This window comes from Heliorestis acidaminivorans, assembly GCF_008933955.1.
Classification (GTDB): Bacteria; Bacillota; Desulfitobacteriia; order Heliobacteriales; family Heliobacteriaceae; genus Heliorestis; species Heliorestis acidaminivorans.
In genome coordinates this window covers 118,543-137,532 of sequence record NZ_WBXO01000002.1, presented here as the reverse complement: position 1 = coordinate 137,532, position 18,990 = coordinate 118,543, and the positions used below count along the sequence as shown (strand labels likewise).

At 39.1% G+C, this 18,990-nt stretch carries 16 protein-coding genes; 9 read left to right on the top strand and 7 right to left on the bottom strand.

Annotated features, from left to right (window positions below; genetic code table 11):
* Nucleotides 1–296 precede the first annotated feature (296 nt).
* Nucleotides 297–1,445, bottom strand: a complete 1,149-nt coding sequence (locus F9B85_RS03570; protein WP_151618620.1) for a hypothetical protein — start codon at nt 1,443–1,445, stop codon at nt 297–299.
* Nucleotides 1,442–3,115 (bottom strand): DEAD/DEAH box helicase family protein, encoded by a 1,674-nt coding sequence (locus F9B85_RS03565; RefSeq protein WP_170270145.1) that lies wholly within the window; start codon nt 3,113–3,115, stop codon nt 1,442–1,444. Before F9B85_RS03565 ends, F9B85_RS03570 begins: the two co-directional genes overlap by 4 nt.
* 510 nt (nt 3,116–3,625) lie before the next feature.
* On the opposite strand from F9B85_RS03565, the gene F9B85_RS03560 reads away from it, so the two are divergent.
* The 3 genes from F9B85_RS03560 (at nt 3,626) to F9B85_RS03550 (ending at nt 6,738) form a co-directional block, all read left to right on the top strand.
* On the top strand, nt 3,626–3,829 hold the full coding sequence (locus F9B85_RS03560; protein WP_151618617.1) for a hypothetical protein: 204 nt from the start codon (nt 3,626–3,628) through the stop codon (nt 3,827–3,829).
* A gap of 896 nt (nt 3,830–4,725) precedes the next feature.
* Entirely contained in the window at nt 4,726–5,628 is a 903-nt protein-coding gene (locus F9B85_RS03555) for a GIY-YIG nuclease family protein (protein WP_151618615.1), read from the top strand.
* Nucleotides 5,629–5,700: 72 nt separating this feature from the next.
* A complete protein-coding gene (locus tag F9B85_RS03550; RefSeq protein WP_151618614.1) occupies nt 5,701–6,738 on the top strand; it encodes a bacteriophage abortive infection AbiH family protein in 1,038 nt (345 codons plus the stop codon).
* Between the two features lie 235 nt (nt 6,739–6,973).
* On the opposite strand, the gene F9B85_RS03545 is transcribed toward F9B85_RS03550, so the two are convergent.
* A complete protein-coding gene (locus F9B85_RS03545) occupies nt 6,974–7,255 on the bottom strand; it encodes a hypothetical protein (protein WP_151618613.1) in 282 nt (93 codons plus the stop codon).
* A gap of 342 nt (nt 7,256–7,597) precedes the next feature.
* On the opposite strand from F9B85_RS03545, the gene F9B85_RS03540 reads away from it, so the two are divergent.
* The 4 genes from F9B85_RS03540 (at nt 7,598) to F9B85_RS03525 (ending at nt 14,313) form a co-directional block, all read left to right on the top strand.
* Nucleotides 7,598–8,488 carry a hypothetical protein gene (locus F9B85_RS03540; RefSeq protein ID WP_151618612.1) on the top strand — a complete coding sequence of 297 codons (891 nt, stop codon included), beginning with the start codon at nt 7,598–7,600 and terminating at the stop codon, nt 8,486–8,488.
* Nucleotides 8,489–8,949: 461 nt separating this feature from the next.
* The gene (locus tag F9B85_RS03535) at nt 8,950–10,068 is read left to right on the top strand and encodes a recombinase family protein (protein ID WP_151618610.1); all 1,119 of its coding nucleotides are present in this window, start codon (nt 8,950–8,952) and stop codon (nt 10,066–10,068) included.
* 117 nt (nt 10,069–10,185) lie between these two features.
* Nucleotides 10,186–13,824, top strand: a complete 3,639-nt coding sequence (locus F9B85_RS03530) for a recombinase family protein (protein WP_170270144.1) — start codon at nt 10,186–10,188, stop codon at nt 13,822–13,824.
* 213 nt (nt 13,825–14,037) lie between these two features.
* A complete protein-coding gene (locus tag F9B85_RS03525) occupies nt 14,038–14,313 on the top strand; it encodes a hypothetical protein (protein ID WP_151618608.1) in 276 nt (91 codons plus the stop codon).
* 124 nt (nt 14,314–14,437) lie between these two features.
* Here F9B85_RS03525 and F9B85_RS03520 read toward each other — a convergent pair whose 3' ends face one another.
* The 4 genes from F9B85_RS03520 to F9B85_RS03500 form a co-directional block, all read right to left on the bottom strand.
* Nucleotides 14,438–14,635, bottom strand: coding sequence for a hypothetical protein (locus F9B85_RS03520; RefSeq protein ID WP_151618606.1), 198 nt, complete (start codon nt 14,633–14,635; stop codon nt 14,438–14,440).
* Nucleotides 14,636–15,372: 737 nt separating this feature from the next.
* A complete protein-coding gene (locus F9B85_RS03510) occupies nt 15,373–16,071 on the bottom strand; it encodes a hypothetical protein (protein ID WP_151618604.1) in 699 nt (232 codons plus the stop codon).
* Nucleotides 16,061–16,945 (bottom strand): ImmA/IrrE family metallo-endopeptidase, encoded by an 885-nt coding sequence (locus F9B85_RS03505; protein ID WP_151618602.1) that lies wholly within the window; start codon nt 16,943–16,945, stop codon nt 16,061–16,063. The genes F9B85_RS03510 and F9B85_RS03505 overlap by 11 nt, the downstream gene beginning before the upstream one ends.
* Nucleotides 16,938–17,288, bottom strand: a complete 351-nt coding sequence (locus F9B85_RS03500; protein ID WP_151618601.1) for a helix-turn-helix transcriptional regulator — start codon at nt 17,286–17,288, stop codon at nt 16,938–16,940. Before F9B85_RS03500 ends, F9B85_RS03505 begins: the two co-directional genes overlap by 8 nt.
* Nucleotides 17,289–17,679: 391 nt before the next feature.
* Here F9B85_RS03500 and F9B85_RS15010 point away from each other — a divergent pair, with 391 nt between their 5' ends.
* Together F9B85_RS15010 and F9B85_RS03490 are read left to right on the top strand one after the other, a co-directional pair.
* Nucleotides 17,680–17,856, top strand: a complete 177-nt coding sequence (locus tag F9B85_RS15010; RefSeq protein ID WP_170270142.1) for a recombinase family protein — start codon at nt 17,680–17,682, stop codon at nt 17,854–17,856.
* 6 nt (nt 17,857–17,862) lie between these two features.
* A complete protein-coding gene (locus F9B85_RS03490; protein ID WP_341474378.1) occupies nt 17,863–18,963 on the top strand; it encodes a recombinase family protein in 1,101 nt (366 codons plus the stop codon).
* Nucleotides 18,964–18,990 lie beyond the last annotated feature (27 nt).

The window sequence follows — 18,990 nt, the reverse complement described above, 5'->3', positions numbered from 1 at the left end:
TAATAGAGAAAGCCCACTAAGTTAGCGTCTAAGATTTAGATAGCTACTTGGTGGGCTTTTTATTTCGTTAGCATGAGAACCGACCTCGAACTTCCTAAATATTAGCCCTCTCTAAAGCGTTAATCTTAAAGACTAGGGAGGTAAATAATGATGGCCAGATGCCCGGCAAGAAGAGAATGGAATTAGGAATTACTGTCGCCAAAGTCTCTCATCAAGAATTTCTTCAAGGCCCTGTGACCGAAGACACCATGTTGACCAGATAGAAAAAGGTGTCAAAAAAGTGTCTGATATGCGGATCAAGATAGGGAGTTGTAAAAATTATTCAACTCATAACTTACTACTTGAGGCATTGCACTGCTTTTATCTTCTAGTTCATTAATGAATGACTTATAATTTTTACGGTCTTGATTTCTATTCAAATTAATGGGGTCTATATCGTACACTAAAAAATAATCATTATCTTTTAGTTGGCCATATTTATCCAAAAGGGAAATGAGGTTTGGGTCAAAGTCATGAGGAATATACACTTCAAAGTCGGCTGAAATTAGGATGCTTTTGCTATACCAATGAGAAGGGTAGATTCCTTTTATGTAAAACCATCCTTCGGGAGTAAGTTTTACATAGCCGCGCTTATTCATTTTTAAAAATCTAATAAGGTTGAATTTTTCAATGGCTTCCACTGTATGGGGGATATCGCTCTCAACAAAAACCTTTAGATCGATCCAACTTTCTAGATCATCTTGTATTTGAGATAAAATAGATATCAACTTAAATAACTTTTCATGTCCGGGCTTCAACCAGTTATACAATAACTCAAGTTTCGTAAAATTGTCATTATTAATCCATTTAATTAGTGCAGCACGGTCAGCTAGCAGTGAATTTTCTTCCCAATAAACTAATCCTTGAAACTCTAAAAAGCTAATTAATAATGGTATTAGCTCCTTTTCAAGATGGTAATATACATTTTTGTTTTCTACCTTCAACTTAATGTTTAATTTGTTATTTTTCAGTCTCTTGATGGCGATTTCATTTCGTTTTATTAGACCAACTAATAAAATTAAATTTAAAAAAGGTGTTTGCTTTACTTCCAATTGTTTACTGAAAGTTTTTCTGATTTTAGACTGTAAGTACTCTCTAGCAAGTTCTTTGATTTCATCAGGGACTTGCATATCTCTAAAGACTAACCCTTTTTTTCGGAGAGGCTCTAAATGATTCTTATTTTTACAATCGTCAAAGAAAACCAGCTGAGTCAGTGTTATAATACATGATTCATCCATTTTTTCTATTGTAACAACCAAGAAATGTAAGTTAGTTAACTTTTCAAATATCTTTTTTTCTAAATAAACCTTAACTGTATCTTTGAAAATACTTATTCCACCTAGCTCGAGAGCCAGTTTTTTTACTTCTTCAATATCCATCTCATCTAGGAGTTCCATTAATTTCAAGAGATTATTTCTCCTTCCTCTAAATCTTTTAACTCCAGTATTTTAAACCTATAGCCATAATTAATAAGGCTTCTACGTCTACCTTTATAATCACTTTCTTCAAGGGTTTCAGTTGAAATTATCGAAAAAAACCAGCCATTAGTCCCTTTCTTATTTACCTCCATTAACTTTCCTAACCTTAAGTATTCTTCTCTAGCAGAGCCTCCCTGGTAGGAGATGGCGATTAATACATCTAAATTTTGTAGGTTAAATTGCTCACCAACTAATGTAAAAACTAAACAATTAATCTCTTCTGTATTAAATTTTTCAACCAAATTCAGCCTTATTTTCGGATTAATTTCACCAGTTACATAATCAATCTGATAATCTTGCCCTATTTGTTTGGCGAGCTCTTTATAATATGAGGCAATAGCAGTTCTTTTCTGCGGTTTAATTAGATGAACAAGAGCCTCTTTTTTCTTATCATTTTCTGCAGCTACCTTTCGTAATGCTTTATGATCATTTCCATTCATTTCAATATAGGTATATTCTTCTTTTGCTTTTTCAGATAGAGGCACCTTTACTTCAGCACAATCTATATTGCTTAAGTACCCCAGTCCTCTCAATGTTTGAGGTAGTATTTCATACCATTTTGGACCAATTAGTGCATATACTAATGTTCCTTGTTCGTCACTGCGGGCAAGGGTTGCCGCCAGCGCTAGTTTATATTTAGAGGGGATATCTGCCGTTGCCATGTTTTTTTTAGCAGGTAGTTTATGAGCGTCGTCGTATATAATTAGGCCCCACTCCTGCGCGGCTAAATGCTCAAATGCTTCACTATTTGCACTAAGGTATGGATATGTAGTAATTGTTATCGGTTCTAAGCCTTGCTGATTGCTGTTATAAAGGAGAATACTTTCTTCAGCTAAATCAGTCTTATCTAACACTTCCTCTTTCCAACTTGTTGCACTTGAGTGATTCTCTGTAATTATCAACGTATTCAATTTTAAGTTACCAATAATCTCAAAGCCTACAAAGGTTTTTCCCGACCTAGGTGGCATGATAACTATTCCACCGCCCCCAGCTTTATCTTTATTATCTAAGAATGCACGGGCTGCTTGTATCTGATAATCTCTTAGCTTAAATTCTTGACCCCTTCTTGTTATGTTCAGTAAATTAATATCTAGTTCCTTACCCATTTCATTAGTTGAATCAATGGCGAAAAACTCTTTTTTAAATAGCTGTTTTTTTAGTTCTACTTTTTCAGAAGCATTAAATAAAAGGGTGCAATCATTAATCTTTTTAACCACTTTCTTTTCTAATGGTTTATCTTTTAAAATTTCTAAAATTATTTCTGGCCTTACTGCTTGTAATGCTAAATATTTTCCGTGCCGAAATAACTTTAGACTGTTATATTGCCTCATATTTTGAAGAATCATGGATTCTAATGTACTATCTAATGTGTTACATGCATTATCTTTTAGGAATGAACATAGGTTTTTGGCGTTATATCCTTTTGCTGCTGCTGACCACAATGCGTAAGAGGATAACTCAAATGTAGATACCCCTTCTGGTATTTTTATCATGTCTGCAAAGTCTGTTAGCTTTTGGGCTAAGTGACCATAGGGATCATGGTCTTGAATCAAGAACACCTTTCCGTTGCGATGGACAATTAAAGGTTTATGGTACAATTCTTTGACCCTCCTTTTTTCTTTCATGCTATTTTTATGCTTGTTCACCAATTATTAAAGATTGTCCATTTAAGCTTTTCATTGACGATACCGCTAAAAAACAACCTGCTAAAACAGTAAGAATCAAAAAATCCCCAACTTGAAAACAAGATGAGGATTCCGTAACACTTAGAGCTCCTATTTTAGCGGCAGTTATCAGGCAAAGATTCCGATACAATGTGTTGTAGTGGGGGCAGGAGGAATTTGGCAGGCCTGTGGTTAACTTGGGGAAGTCTGTTGTTGTAACTTTTTTAATGAGGCTGCGTCCCAGAGAAAATCTTGATTAACAAGTCACTAATTTAAGTTTGCCCTACACGCGTAAACAAATAATGATCATACTCCGTTGGCCTGCGGGTCCGGGGTTTTATATGTCGTTAGCACGAGAACCCCTCGAATTCTATTGATATAGGCCTGCTCTAGAGCGATACTCCTACTGGCAAAATAAAATGGGTTGGGGAGGGGAGAATGGTGATGATCAGCAAGAAGGAAAGAAAACAACTGTCACCAAGTCTCTCTCAAGAATCTGTTCAGCCTGTGCCAGTCTGCACAGGGTTTTTCTTTTGCCTAAAAAAGAAGGAAGTGTCCAAGGTGGGTATTGGAAGATTGAAAACATTCATCGATGTGATTGAATTGGCGCTACTCAAAAGTGGCCAGGGAGTAATGATCATATTGTAGCAAGCATGGAGGCGTATCGAGAGGAACTGCATGTTTTAACAGAAGAGGCGAGAACGGTTTTTCAGCTCCGGCAAATACCGGGACTTGAAGTTAAGGAGAACATGGTTTTGGTCTGCGACACCGGCAGATACAGAATCACCAGGGTGAAGAGAAAGGATGATATGTACTTAGAAGCTTTAGCTGAAAAGGATTGAATCGTTTCTATTTTTTTTGGCAATCCAAATAAAACCCCATCTTAAAACTAAGGTGAGGTTCGATAAACAGATGATTGAACCGATGGCAAATTATCGGACCAGGTAAAAAGTGAGTTAGAGGCGTACGAAGACGAAATAGCACCCTACCGAGTCGGTTCTAATGTGCCTACTTGGTGGGGCGTTTTTTTCTGTAGAATATTAATTTATTTGGCACTTAACGTGGCAGAGAGACATCCCGACATCAAGATGACTCAGCCCTGAAATACGGTAACAAGGAAATTCATCTTAACGTAAAGGATGGATTTATTTTGAAATCGTTTGGTAAACGAATACGATTAATGCCCATAGAGGAACGCTGATTACCGTACCAACTATTAATCCTTTGAAAAAATTAAGACCTTCATCCATTCTATCCACACTTAAAACCCCTTATATACTCTTGATTTTAGTTTGGCAAAAAACAAGCTTGCTTAAACTAAACAAAGAGAGGGGTTGGTTTGACGAGCTACAAAAACCAAATTGTTAGGTCAGAAAAAAACACAATAATAGAAAAGGAAAAGCCCCAGCCCAAAGAGGGAACTGTAATATTTTGTTGAAAATTATCTTAAAGGTTTTCTTTTTTCGAATTAGAACGTTGCTTTAAGTCTTTGCAGCGCAGGTTTAAGGGTATGGTACTTTATCACCATGATAGGGGATAGAAATATGAAAATCTATGGCAAAAAAATCACCATGCTTCTGATAGATGGCGATCCAAATGGAAGGTTAACATGTGAGTTGTCTAACTGGACTGGGAAAGCCTATAAAATTCCAAGAACAATGGTAAAAGATTCTAGCGATAGAAATGAATTGAATAGTTCTGGAGTATATCTCTTATTTGGTAAAGACGAAGCAATTGATAAAGAAGCCGTCTACATCGGTGAATCAGAAAATATTCTAGTTAGACTGAAGCAACATTTGAAGAAAGATTTCTGGAACGAGTCGCTCATCATAATAAGCAAAGATGACAACCTTAACAAAGCACATATTCGATATTTAGAGCAGAAAATGATCGAATCAGCTGGACATGCCATGAGATATCAGGTTCTAAATGATTTTACACCGATAGGTGGCACATTATCCGAAGCTGACATTGCTGAGCTGGAAGAGTTTCTTGATAACATAAAGTTACTAGTCAGCACGTTAGGATACAAAGTTTTTGATGAGCTGAAGAAATCAACAGCTGTCAAGCGAACGGTAAATGGCGGCGATGAGAGTGGCAAGAACAATAAGTCAGTAATCTTTTATATTAAAGGCCGGCGTGGCGCTGATGCAGAAGGCCGACCTACAGCAGAAGGTTTTGTTGTATTCAAAGGCTCGAAAATAACCAGAAATGTCGCTCAATCTTTGCCACCGTGGATGAAAAATCTGAGAGAAAAACTCATTAACGAAAAAGTTCTCATTGAAGTTAATGATGAAATTGTGTTTTCTAAAGACCATCTTTTTTCCAGTGCTTCCACCGCAGCATCCATTGTCTTAGGTAGTTCTTCTAGTGGCCAGAGGTTATGGAAGCTACCAGAAGGGATCTCTTTAAGTGAATATGAGTCATCATTGACAAATCAACTATAAACAATTTCTTGAATACCCGAAATATCAGGCAATCAAGTTATATGTGTAAAAGCCAGAGGAGGCTTGACGACCATGGCAATTCAACAACCTAAAACATTATACATTATAGGAAATGGGTTTGACTTGTCCCATGGCGTCAAATCCAGCTATTATGAGTTCCGGGATTTTATCAAAAGACGTGACAAGTCCTTAAGCTTTGAAATGGATACTTATTTTGAGTGTGAGAACTTTTGGGGCGATTTTGAAAATAACCTAGCATTTCTATCGCGTGAGATGGTCATGGAGTCAGTAGATACAATGCTAGATACCTTCATGGATACGTTTGATGAGGATGATGATGACTTTTCTTACGCCGATTACTTTGCAGCTATTGAAACAGGGACCCAGGTAGTTCCTGACCTGACAGAGAATTTACCTAAACGTTTTAAGCAATGGATCAAGACGTTGCAGCCTCAATCTGGGAAGAACAAGGTATGTGATGCAATGCTCAATCCAGATGTAATACTTATTAACTTCAATTACACCGAGTTTCTTGAATCGCTGTATGGAGTGCCAGCAACTAATATCTTATACATACACGGTGATAGAAGAGATACCAAAAATAATCTGATATTAGGCCATGGCCGTAATCCGGATAAGGATTTTAAGGATTGGTTTGAAAGAAATAAAAGTGATAAGCGATTTAGTCATTATCGTAGGGGACGAAAAGGCGGAAAATATAGAAATGATAGCTTGACTTACCTTACTTATTTCCAGAAGGATGAAAGCAAGGGGAATTGGAGGAATCCGATCAGATACTATGCTGCAGATCATGCATCTAGGACGATTGAAGGTTATTTCACTGATTCAGCCAAGAAAACTGACGAAATCATAATCGATAATAGACCATTCTTTGATACACTAAAAAACATAGAAGAGATTGTTGTGATTGGTCATTCCTTATCCCCAGTTGATCATCCCTACTTCAGGAAAATAATCGAGTGCAACGAAGATCCTAGGAAGCTGCGTTGGAAAATCAGTTGGTACAGTGATGGAGACAAAGATAGAATAAGAAAATTCGCTGCCATGATGGGCATTGATGAGCAGAAAATCGAGTTGTTCCAATTATAGAGATACACGTCAAATTGAAATGATTGAAAGCCGATTAAGAGCTCTTCTAGATAAGCCATTTGAATTATAATAAACAAAACCCACCAAGGTCATAGATACCAAGGTGGGTTCTTTGCAATATTCTACAAGAAAGTTCGAGGTAACCGACTATCACTGAGATGTAAATAAAAAAATAGAGAAGTGCATATATGAAGGTGAAATGCTCGGTCACAAAGAAGTAATATAACAGTATAGTTTAAGAAGTAGAATGCGTTTCCTTATATCTCTTCATATGTGAAATAGGAATAGAAAGCTTTCCTTGAATATATCCTTGAGGATCACCTGTCTCTATATGACCTTCCATCTCTTGAGAGATGGCTGAGCAAAACATTCCTGCAACTCTTGCTAAATGGTCTATAGTATCAAAAAGCTGGGGGTTATCACGATAACAAGTGATTGCGATTGAGTGTATCTCTTCAAGCTCTCTTTCGATTTCATTGAGTGTGGCCAGGTCAAACTTTTCACTAATTTTACTCAAAAAATTGCACCTCCTATTTACTTCAAAGTAATAGTATTTAGATTGTAAGCAAATTATTATCAACAAAATAATCCAAAAAACAACAAGTGGTTTTAACCAAAAAGAGGAATCTAAGGTTTTATATCGAAAAAGGATAAAATCTATTAAAACAACCTATACCAGCTGGTTAGCCTGTGTATATTTGGAAAAATTCCTGGTATATAGATAAAGTTATACATCATATTAAACCCCCTTACCGGGACAATGCCTGTAAGGGGTCTGCAAAATCAGGAAAAACCCATTTTGCATGTCTTTTATATTATGCCCATACATTAGGAAAAAGAACTATTGGGAGAAGATTCTATGCGAAATCGTGAAAATATTTGTATAACATATCTAGACGAGTCGCGCTTGGTAGATTTTAACACTAAAGAGGAATATTATACAATCGCAAGTATTACTGCTTTAAGAGAAAAGTACATAAATGAAATTGAGGTAAAATGGGCAGAATTGCGAAAAGAGTACAATGTTCCTGACGGATTAAACATACACTTTACAGATGTGAAATACTTACTTCAAATTAATCCAAGGAAACCTTATAAACCAGAATGGATAAACATTTTCAAGGAAAAAAATACTGATAATGTTGATCGACTGAAAGTATATCATTTTTTTAAGGACATTATTAACACCTTGGAAGAAATGGAATTCTTCATACATATAACTGGAATTAACGTCAATAAGGAACATATTATTCGAAAGCAAGGAGCTTGGCTTAAGAATCGTTCATATCAACCACCATACATTGCATTTAAAGAACATTTAGATTTAATGGTACCATACCTTATTAAATTGAAAGAACAAAATCAAGTTGGAATTGAAAATAAAAACAAATGGTATTCAACTAAATTAAGATATGATGGCGATGTCGGATTAGGAGAAAGACAAGATCTGAAAGAAGCTTATCATCATGCTATTACAATTGGAACAAAACATTTTCGCCCAGAGATTATTAATGAGCTGTATGATGAAATACGATTTGTGGGCAAAGAAGAAGTGTCAACTGGCAAAGAGGTTACGCATGCAGGAAGCGAGATCATTGATTTTATTGCCACAATAGTTTCACGTAATCTTTGGAAACGCGAAATGGAGCGGACAAAAATTACCCTTGAAAATCAAGAAAGCTTGGAGCCATTAGATGTTATTGGGTTAAAAATCGTTAGAGAACAAAAAATAAATGACATTAACTATTGACATCTTGAACGGAATTCTGTATAATTACGCTTGCTAAGAGGGATGATGTCCTGTCTTAGCGAACCTCGCGGGCAGTGTCCTGGCGGGGCTTTTGTCTTGAAAAACTTTTTAGAATTGTCTTTGATGGCAGCGCAGTAGTTTCAACTTAAACGTTTACAAGAACAACTAGGATTCATGAAGAGATAAAGTTTTCTCTTGACAAATCTTAAATACGTTTATATCGAATAATGCTAATACTCTGGTGACCAACCGGCCCAGGTTTTTCATACTCGAACGAGCACATCACTAATTATTGGTGATGTGCTTTTTTTGATCTTTTTTTATCTACGAAGCATATTGATAAAAGTAATCGTTTCACGAAAAAAGGGCCAGATCACCACTATATCTAGTAGCCCAAAATCTAGCTCGATACTATATCTAGATTTTTTATCTAAATCGGATCATGGGGTACAAAATGGGCCGTGCAGAAAAGATTCCAACAAGGGAAAGCCCATTGCCCAACCACCTACTTCTTAGGATACGATACGGATGAACAAGGGAACATCGTCATCAATGAAGAGCAAGCAGCTGTAGTCAGAAGAATCTTTCGAGAGTACTTAGAAGGCAAAGGCGCAACGATAATCGCAAAAGGGCTGATGCAAGATGGCATTCTTACCGCCAGAGGCAATGCAACATGGACGGGAAACGCCATTCTAAAAATCTTAAAACAGGAGAAGTACTATGGCGCCGTACTCTGCCAGAAGTCAGTCACCATAGACTTCCTGAACCACAAGCGCGTCCCCAACCGAGATATTTTGCCTCAATACTACATTAAGGACCACCACCCGGCCATTATATCGGAAGAAGAATTCCAGGCCGTTCAACAGGAGATCAAACGCCGATATAACATGCGCAAAGATCCCGATGGCAAGTATCGAATGAACTATAGCGGAAAAGCCTCTTTTTCCAATAAACTTTTCTGCGGCCATTGCGGCAGGCCTGTGGTCAGACGCAGATTAACATCCCAAACAAATGGCGAGAAGTATCTTTTCTCAGCCTGGCAATGTCGAGTACCGGTAGGGAGAGACCCAGACTATAAAGGCTGCAATGGAAGGTACGTTTGGGAGATTGATTTGGAAGATTGTTTCACAGAGCTTCTACGTGAAATGCGCAACAACAGGGATGAAGTTATAGCAGATGCAGAGCAGGCCATAGCAGATAAAAGGTTATCGGAAAAGGAGCAAGCAAGATTTGAAGAGCTTGAAAAGCAACTTGAAGCGGTAACAAATAGAATTAGCGATCTAGCCGCGAGAGAAATGGGCAGTGCAGACGCCCTTTACGATGCCACCTTACGGCACCTGATTTTCGAGCAAGAAATCCTCAAACAAGAATATGATGCACTCAAAGATAAAAAAGAGGGAAGCTTATACTTCCAGAAACAATTGGAGGTACTTTTAGAATACCTTGACCAGCTACCCAAGCGCTTTAGCGATGAAATATTCATCAAAACAGTAGAGCGAGGTATTCTCGATAGAGACAAAAAAGTCACCTTTGAATTCAAATGCGGCATTGTCCGCAAAAAACCAGTAGGCAGACCGTAATAAAAAACCAATAAAAATCTCCTTTCAAACTAGAGAAAGACTTGCATTTTCTCTAGAAATGAGCGACTAATGACATGCCTCAAAGCTGTCGCTCAAGTAGAAAGGAGATTTTTTTTATTGGACCAAAACGAAAAGAGAATGTGGATACAAACCCTTTGGGAGCCCATCCATGAAATCAAGCAAAGCGCACTGGAAAGCGAAAGACAGGGCATCAAAGTGGCCGCTTATTGCCGGGTGAGCAGCAAAGATGAGTCCATAACATCCTTAAAGAACCAGATCGATCACTACACCCTTTTTATAAAAAACAAAGCAAACTGGAAGTTTGTCGGCATCTATTTTGACGCTGGTGCCAGCGCCGCGAACTACAAAAACAGAAGAGGCTTTCAACGACTCTTGCGGCATTGTGAAGAGGGGAAAATTGACTTTATACTGACCAAAAACGTATCGAGGTTTTCGAGAAACACAGAAGAGCTTTTAAGAATTGTGAAAGAGCTAAAAGAGTGGAACATTGGCATCTTCTTCGAAAGGGAAAACATCGACACATCGATTGAGTACAATAAATTTCTACTTAGCACCTATTCTGCTTTGGCCCAAAAAGAGATCGAGAGCATGTCTGAGCTAACGAGGTGGGGCTTTGAAAAACAGTTCATGAAAGGAAAACCCAAGTACTCTCGCATGCTCGGTTACGATGTCGTTAAAAGCAATGAAGAATCGCACCTTCAAATCAATGAGAAAGAAGCAGAGGCTGTTAGAAGCATTTTCAACATGTTTATAAAGGGACTCTCCCTTTCCGAAATTGCACGCCAGTTGATCCAAGAAGGCGTTAAAACGTCTGCCGGCAAGGATTTATGGAGAGGAAGCACTGTTAAAAACATACTGACCAATGTGACCTATACGGGAAACAAGCTAACGCGCGTAAGAACCAAAGATATCTTTACCAACAAAACAAGCCAAGGAGCAAGAGACCAAATTCTCATCGAAAACTGCCACCAGCCCATTATCAGCCCAGAAGTTTTCGAGTTGGCCCAGAAGCGACTGGAAGAAATAAAACCGAAAGAGAAAGCGGTAAAGCAAAAAAAGAAAAAAGCTTTATCGGGGAGAATGAAGTGCGGTCATTGCGGTTATACACTTTCAAACTATCCCACAAGAGGCGTGAACTATTGGAAATGCAACCCCAGCGATGTAGGTGTATGCCACGTCAAAACACTAAAAGAAGAGCCCTTACGTAAGATGATGCTAAAGGCCATGGAAGAAAAATATGATTTTCAACAGCCTGGCCTGCTCCAAAGACTAGCCCAGGAGATAGAGAGGATCAATCAAGATGATCACTTTGAATTTCTCCGGCTTAAATATATTACAGAAATAGAGCTCGCCAAACAGGAGCAGATATTGCTAGATCACCATCAAGACATCGAGAAGATGGAAAAAGCCTACTTTGCCTTTGAAGAAAAAGCGGCCAAACTGGAAGACGATCGAAAGTATCGTAACGCAACGATTGAATGGTTGCAAAAAATCAACAGCGTCGATGAATGGCTGGAAAAGGTTACGATCGAACATTTGCGATCTTGGGTAATTGAAATGACAATCTACTCTACCGATGATTATCGAGTCTATTGGGTTGATGATCAGCAAACCATGATCGGCGACTGCACGCCCTATGGCAAGGCGGAGCTAAGACCGAAGCTGGTAAAAGAACAGGAAAAAATGATTCTTGCAAGCGCCAGCATAACCCTTCCCAAGGAGGCTCCAGTAGATATGGATACAAACAGAGAGGTTATTAAGATTGAGCCGAGTCAAAGCGCTCTTACCATGCAAGCGATTCAGACAGCGAAAAACGTAGAGCTTATGAATCCCTTTCAAGCACTAGGCAAGCCCAGACTTCGCACGGCCGCCTATTGCAGGGTATCAACAGACCAGCTAGATCAGAAGACAAGCTTAAAAACCCAAGTCGCCTATTACACCTATCTGATTCTAAAAGATCCAACCTACGAATTTGCCGGCATTTTTGCAGACGAAGGGATCTCCGGAAAGTCTCTGAAAAACAGAACAGAATTGTTGAAGCTGTTAGAAGAATGCAAAGCCGGGAACATCGATTTGATTCTTACCAAATCCATTTCAAGATTTAGCAGAAATACGCTGGATTGTTTAGAAACGATTAGAATGCTGCGCTCTTTACAGCACCCTGTTTATGTGTACTTTGAAAAAGAGAACATCCATACCAAAGACTCTACCAGTGAAATGATGATCTCTATTTTTGGCAGCATCGCGCAAGAAGAAAGCATTGGTTTAGGCGAGTCAATTGCCTGGGGAAAAAGAAAGTATGCAGCGCGGGGCATTGTAAAAACGGGGACCATCTGTTATGGCTACAAGTTTGACAAGAACAAAAGGTGGGTCATTGACGAAGAAGAAGCCAAGATCGTCAGGAGGATTTTTCAAGACACCTTGGCCGGAAAAAGCTATAACCTGATTGTCAAAGAATTGACCGAAGAAGGCATCAAAAGCCCCAAAGGGAAAGTGAAATGGTATACATCGAGAATCAAAGCAATATTAGAAAATGAAGCTTATCGAGGCAATTATGTTTACCAACGAACCTTTACAGCCGATAGCATTGAAGCAAAAATTGTCCCTAACAATGGAGAGTTTCCACAGTACTTTATTGAGGACCACCATGAAGCGATTGTTTCCAGTAGTGATTGGGAAAAGGTTCAATCCATACTGGAAGAGCGGTCAGCAAAATTCAAAAATAGAAATCGAAAGAAATACCCAAAGGAAAACCCTAAAAACACCGCTTTTCTTGATGCCTTTACCTGTGGTGACTGCGGGAGCCTGATCGGCCATAGACGATATGTTGAAAAAACCTACGAAATGCACAGTTGGATCTGCAACTTGGCTAATAAGCTTTATGTGGTCAACCGTTGTAAGGCGGGAAGATTTCAGCAAAAGTTTATAGAGCTTAACTTCATGAAAACGCTGCTTTCTATCAAGAGGGACAAGACATTTAAGAAGGCAATGGATGAGCTGATAAAAAAGACCGATTTGAATCAAGAGGAACTGTGTTTAGAGGAAGAGCTTCAGGAAAGAATTGAGTTTTTCAACCAGCAGCTTTACGAGGCTGTGAATGAAGAACTCAATAAAGACGGACAAGACTCTCAAAAAGTCGATGAACTAACAGAGGAACTTGTGAAGCTACATAATGAACGCAAGAGCTATTCAGACCGGAAAAGGCAAGCACAACGATACAAGCAAGAGCTGAATTGTCTTTGGAAACAGCTACGAAAGATAGACGACAAAGCCATTGAAAGCCTCGAGGTACTTCGGAAAGACCAAGAAGTTCCTTTTCGCGAGGACATCTTCACCAGGATTGTGGAGAGTGGAAAAATCTTCAGCGATGGCAAGATTGTCTACAAGCTTAAGCTGGGTCTTGAGTGGTCGATTGATTTTAAGAATGAAGATTACAAGAAACTCATCTCAGAGCAAAAAGCAGCCGAGCGCAGGGCGAAGAAAGAAGCCTTTTTAGAAGGCCCGGAAGTAAAAGCGCTCTTAGAGTTTTGCCAAGAGCCAAAGCCTTTTTCAGCGCTCTTTAAGTTTATGAATGGAATGCTGTTTATATCAGAATCGCATTTTAGAGAAACGGTGTTGAACGTGCTTTTAGAGCAAGGCAGGGTGAAGAGGAAGTTCCCGGAAAAGCGTAACCGCAGGATGATGATTTATTATTCTGTAGAAGGGGTTGGGGATGAGGGAAGCGTTAATTTTTAGCACGAGAACTCCCTCAGATTTCCCTTGATATAAGTCTGCTCTAGAGCAATACTCTTACTACCAAAATGAATGGATTGGGGAGGGGGAAAATGGTGATGGCCAGCAAGAAGGAAAGGAAACAATTGACACCAAGCCTCTCTCAAGAATCTGTTCAGCCCTGTGCCAGTCTGCACAGGGTTTTTCTTTTATTTAAATAGGAGGGAAGTGTTCCAGATGAGTATTGGAAGAGTGAAAACATTCATCGATGTGATCGAATTGCTCAAAAGCGGCCAGGGAGTAACCGATCACATTGTAGCGAGCATGGGAGCGTATCGAGTGGAACCGCGCACTTTAACAGAAGAGGCGAGAACGGCTTTTCACCTACGGCAAATACCTGAAGTCGAGATTAAGGAGAACATGGTTTTGGTCTGCGACACCGGCAGATACAAGATCACCAGGGTGAAGAGAAAGGATGATATGTACTTAGAGGCTTTGGTTGAAAAGGATTGAGTACTTGGTTCTATTGGCTACTATTCGTTTCGTTACTTCTACCGAAGAACATAAGAAGCACGCCCATGACCTTAACTGGTTGTGGGCATATTTTTTGTCCTTCTTAAGTAGATCCTTCATCGAGTTATCTGCGTCCATCTTTGTCAAAGAAAGAGGTGTCTTTATCTCCCCACATACCGAGCAAACTATAGGCAGCTCGTAAGCGGCGCTGAATTCTTCTCTCTTTTGATTCCTTAGTTAAAGCTGCACGAAATTGTTTCCCGCGCAGAGACCCTTTACGGATTAAGTTTCTGTTTTTCGTCTCTCTGATTACAGTTTTCACTTCTCTTTCTCCTCCTTTTCTTTCAACCCCTCAAAAAATCGTATTCCAAAGTAGCACGCAGTTTGAGACCTTCTTAACTTAAATTGTACGTTACAGAGATTAGCAACGCAATTCAAGGATAAAAACAAGACAAAGCACTTGGTCACAAAACAGACTACCGAAGTGAACTGGGGACCTGGGCTTCGATGGGTACCACCCTGCAATGGTGAGATAAAAATTAAAAGAGGACTAGACGCATCTAGTCCCCTTAAGTGCAAGCCGAAGCTTACACCGCAATTCATATATTACACCCCAGTACTGCATGTAGAGGCAGTAAGTTTACCTTGGTTTAAGATCATTTGAACTCGACCGCGTATTAGCCGTATGTCGAGAGTAGCGACAAGCAGTTGATACATATCTTTTGACTAGACCTTATAGCAACTCTGGGGAAATGTCAAGGCTGGATTTATGGTGAAATCACCAGAGAAACGAAGAACACGATCAACGCCCATAAAGGCAAGCTGATTAGCGTACCAATAATTAAGCCTTTGAAAAAGTTGATTCCTTCCAATTCAAAAACCCCTTCTATGCTCTTAAGTTTAGTTTGGCAAAAAATATGCTTTTCTAAACCAAACAAAGAGAGGGGTTGGTATGGTGATCTACGAAAGCCAAATCGGTTTTTCACAAGGTTAAACCAAAAACAACATGTTTTTCAGGGCTCCCACTACGGTCATTATGCTAGGTGGGGTGGCTAATTTTTATTTATAAGAGGAATAGAGGGTATCCATTCTATCAACAAATTGGCCCCATTCGGGGTTATGCTTTTTTTCATATTCTGTTAGATGGTACTGATACTTGTACAACATTCTTAAAGATTTTTTATCGCCAATATCTATCTTTTGCAAGAAATAAATAAGCTCATACATTTTAATAGCTTGTACATTGTCTAGCCCAGTGTTCCACTGTTCAGCTTTTTCAACCAATTGAATCGCATTTGAATCATGAGCAGCAAAGTACGGCAAATCTTTTACAGCAATGTACGCTAGAGATTTTACTTCACCACGGTCTTCTTTATTATCTAGTAATGGTTCGTACTTGGTCAAAGGATAGATTTTTTCTTCAATCGAATCTCGGAGCACTTTTTCCTCGTCAGTCAAAGCTTCATCTTGATGCACGGCTAAGCGTTGTGGAGTACTGTTAATAAGGCCATCAATATAAGACTGAAGGGGTGGCAAAACTAACTCATCATAAACAGCCTCGTGTATGGCTAAGTTAGGAAATGCTTCGAATATCGGATCTAGCCATACTTCTTTAAACTTAGGAAAGTCAAAACGATAATTTGCGTATTTGCTTCTATCAGGCGGAATGAGGAAATTAGCATCCATTGTAATGATTTGATCAGGATGCTTGATAATACTTTCTAAGCCAGAATTCGAGGAGGCTACGTTAACTTTCATCGTCACGCTCCTCTTTGAAGAAATCATCAAACTCAGCTATATCGTCAGGAGAAATTGTAAATTCATATCCGAAGTCATCAGGCGTTTTATGGAACAAACTTAATGCGTCAGCAAAATTATGTTCATCTATAATGCGGTCCTCGAAGTTACGAATGATCACTTCGATATCCTTAGGAGATATACCGATATTATCAGTAATCGTATTGAGCTTTAGAAATATATCCTTGTTAATGGCTTTTCCTAATCGTCCATACTCACCCTTTAGATCACGTTCATCAACTTTGTAAAGTTCAGAATACTGTTCACTTGAAATGGCTTCGATCTCCTTAAGCCTTTTGACTAAAGAGCGATATGGTAGCCACCATGTACACTGTAGTCTGGCGATGAAACGCAGTATGGTCTTAGTTTGCACTTCTTGAAGTGATTTGCTTTTGAATTCTCTAAGAACAATGCTTTTCAATATGTTTTCAGGCAAAAGAAATTCAGCAGCAAACCGGTTGGCTTGTGCCTCGGTTAAGTTATGCTCTTCATCTTCTAATCGGCTCAGGTGAGAGCCGGTCTTGGTGTAAAAATGATAAAGTTCATGAGCAAGAGCAAAAACTTGTTTATCGAAATAATCAGACGTATTTAATCCGATAAAAACAAGTTCTTCTCCACCTTCTTCAGAATACATAAGTGCAGCAGAAAAAGCTGGGTTGTTGTTCTCTGATTTAATAGGGTACTCCAGTAGTCTTATGTCGAGGTTTTCGATTATTGTAAAAATGTCATTAGCAATTGGCGTTTCTCCTGCAAAGCCTAAAGATAGGCGTTTAGCACTCGCTAAATTGCGAATATTTTCTATTTGTAGTTCTTCAAGCACAATCCCGTTATTCATTTTCGTATTTTCTCCTTAACAGGATTTGTTGTCTAAGAGTTAACATCATTTTGAATAATCGATCAACGCCCTCTTTTTCCCCTTCACTAAGCGTTTCGCTTCTTAAAGCAATAAATGAGTTTGATTCCTTTTTTTCAAGAAACATGTCAGTGATTTCAAAATCTAAAACATTAGCTAAAGCTTCAAATTGAGAAATAGAAGGAATGAATTTTTCCCGTTCTATACGGCCAATCATAACTCGGTTGATGCCGGTAAGTTGACTGAGCTCTTCCTGCGTCAACCCTTTTTCCTCGCGTTTTACTTTTACTGTTTCAGCAAGTTTAGCGGTTGATAGTTTTTTCATGTGACGGCCTCCTTTCAGACAGTACATAGTATGGCCTTTCTTAATTATATGATACTAAAAATAACAATACAACGCAAAGAAAAGAAGAAAACAATAAATAACACTGGGCGATGAAACTTTTAGTTACATTCACAAGGACGCCTAGAGAGCCAGGGAATTCCAGAAAATAAAAAGCGCAAAAGGAACAGGCAAGATGCCTAACAATAAAATTATCTTACTGAGCTTACCCACCACGGTCGCAAAGACTGGTGGGCTTTTTTGATCTATACAGCATACTCATGCACAACCATATTCCGGGCAAAAAAGGGCAAGATTGGCACTATATATAGTGTCTTAGAGCAAATCCTGACACTAGATATAGTGATTTTATCCTTGGATCATCAAGGGGTGTTTGCGCTATATCCGCGAGCTTAAGAGCGTAGGAATTGGAATTTACTTTGAGAAAGAAAACATCGACACCTTAGACGCCAAGAGTGAGCTGTTCCTTACGATTCTCTCCTCCATGGCCCAAGAAGAGTCTAGGAGCATAAGCGAGAATACTCGCTGGGGCATCATGAAGCGTTTTTAACGAGGCATAGCCCACGTTCCAACAACATACTTCCTAGGCTACGACACCGATGAAAAGGGCAACATTGTCATCAACGAAAAAGAAGCCGCCGTAGTCAGAAGAATATTTTCAGAATACCTCGCTGGAAAAGGAGCGTCATTGATCGCCAAAGGCTTAATGCGAGACGGCATCTTAACAGCCAGGGGCAATAAAAAATGGACAGCCGATGCGGTGCAGAAGATACTCAAAAATGAAAAGCATTGTGGAAATACGGTTACCTCGAAGACAATAACCGTCGATTACTTATCCCACAAAAGAATTCGAAATGATGGCAGGGAGCAACAATATTTCATCAAAAATCATCACCCAGCCATTATTTCAGAAGAAGAATGGGAGGCGGTTCAGCAGGAGTTGAAGCGAAGAAATAAAATGCTTCGCGATCCTGATGGGAAGTACGCGCAAAACTATTCAAACCGGTCCTACTTTTCTAATAAACTTTACTGCGGCGAGTGCGGCCACCCAGTGGTCAGGAGAAGGATTTGCTCACAGAAAAATGGAGAGAAATATCATTTCACAGCCTGGCAATGCCGCACGAGGATACACCCGAAAATTTACGTTGCTGATTGCAAAGCAAGATACATTCAGGAAAGTTCACTTGAAGAGGCGTTTATGAAAGTGCTTTACGACTTAAAAGAAGAGAAGGATCAAGTCACTAGCGAAGTCAACGAAATCATAGCAGAGTACGACCTAAGCGATATGGAAAAGGCACGACTCATTATCGTAGAGGAACAGCTAGACACAATTAATAACCGCATCCATGAATTGACCGAAAACCGAAACTCCACGATTGCAGATGTGTATGAAGCAAACATCCGGCATTTATATTACGAACAAGAAGCATTACAAGCTGAACTAGAAGATCTATATGAAAAGCAAGAGGAAAGCAAGCACCTGAAAAAGCAATTAGAAGAGCTGTTGAAACTACTAGATGAGCTGGAAAATGCTCGAACCTTTAGAGCCGATATCTTTCAACAAACAGCCAATAGCGGAATTCTCAGCAAAGACCGAGAAGTTGTATTTGAATTTAAGTGCGGCATCAGCAGAAAGGTTGAAGCCCAGAGCAAGTAAGATTAAAAAACAGTACCCTAAAACAAG

Coding starts and splice junctions, on each gene's coding strand:
- F9B85_RS03555 (WP_151618615.1), top strand. CDS start 4,726: ATGAAAATCTATGGCAAAAAAATCACCATGCTTCTGATAGATGGCGAT.
- F9B85_RS03505 (WP_151618602.1), bottom strand. CDS start 16,945: ATGAATAACGGGATTGTGCTTGAAGAACTACAAATAGAAAATATTCGC.
- F9B85_RS03540 (WP_151618612.1), top strand. CDS start 7,598: ATGCGAAATCGTGAAAATATTTGTATAACATATCTAGACGAGTCGCGC.
- F9B85_RS03500 (WP_151618601.1), bottom strand. CDS start 17,288: ATGAAAAAACTATCAACCGCTAAACTTGCTGAAACAGTAAAAGTAAAA.
- F9B85_RS03550 (WP_151618614.1), top strand. CDS start 5,701: ATGGCAATTCAACAACCTAAAACATTATACATTATAGGAAATGGGTTT.
- F9B85_RS03525 (WP_151618608.1), top strand. CDS start 14,038: ATGAGTATTGGAAGAGTGAAAACATTCATCGATGTGATCGAATTGCTC.
- F9B85_RS03560 (WP_151618617.1), top strand. CDS start 3,626: ATGATCAGCAAGAAGGAAAGAAAACAACTGTCACCAAGTCTCTCTCAA.
- F9B85_RS03510 (WP_151618604.1), bottom strand. CDS start 16,071: ATGAAAGTTAACGTAGCCTCCTCGAATTCTGGCTTAGAAAGTATTATC.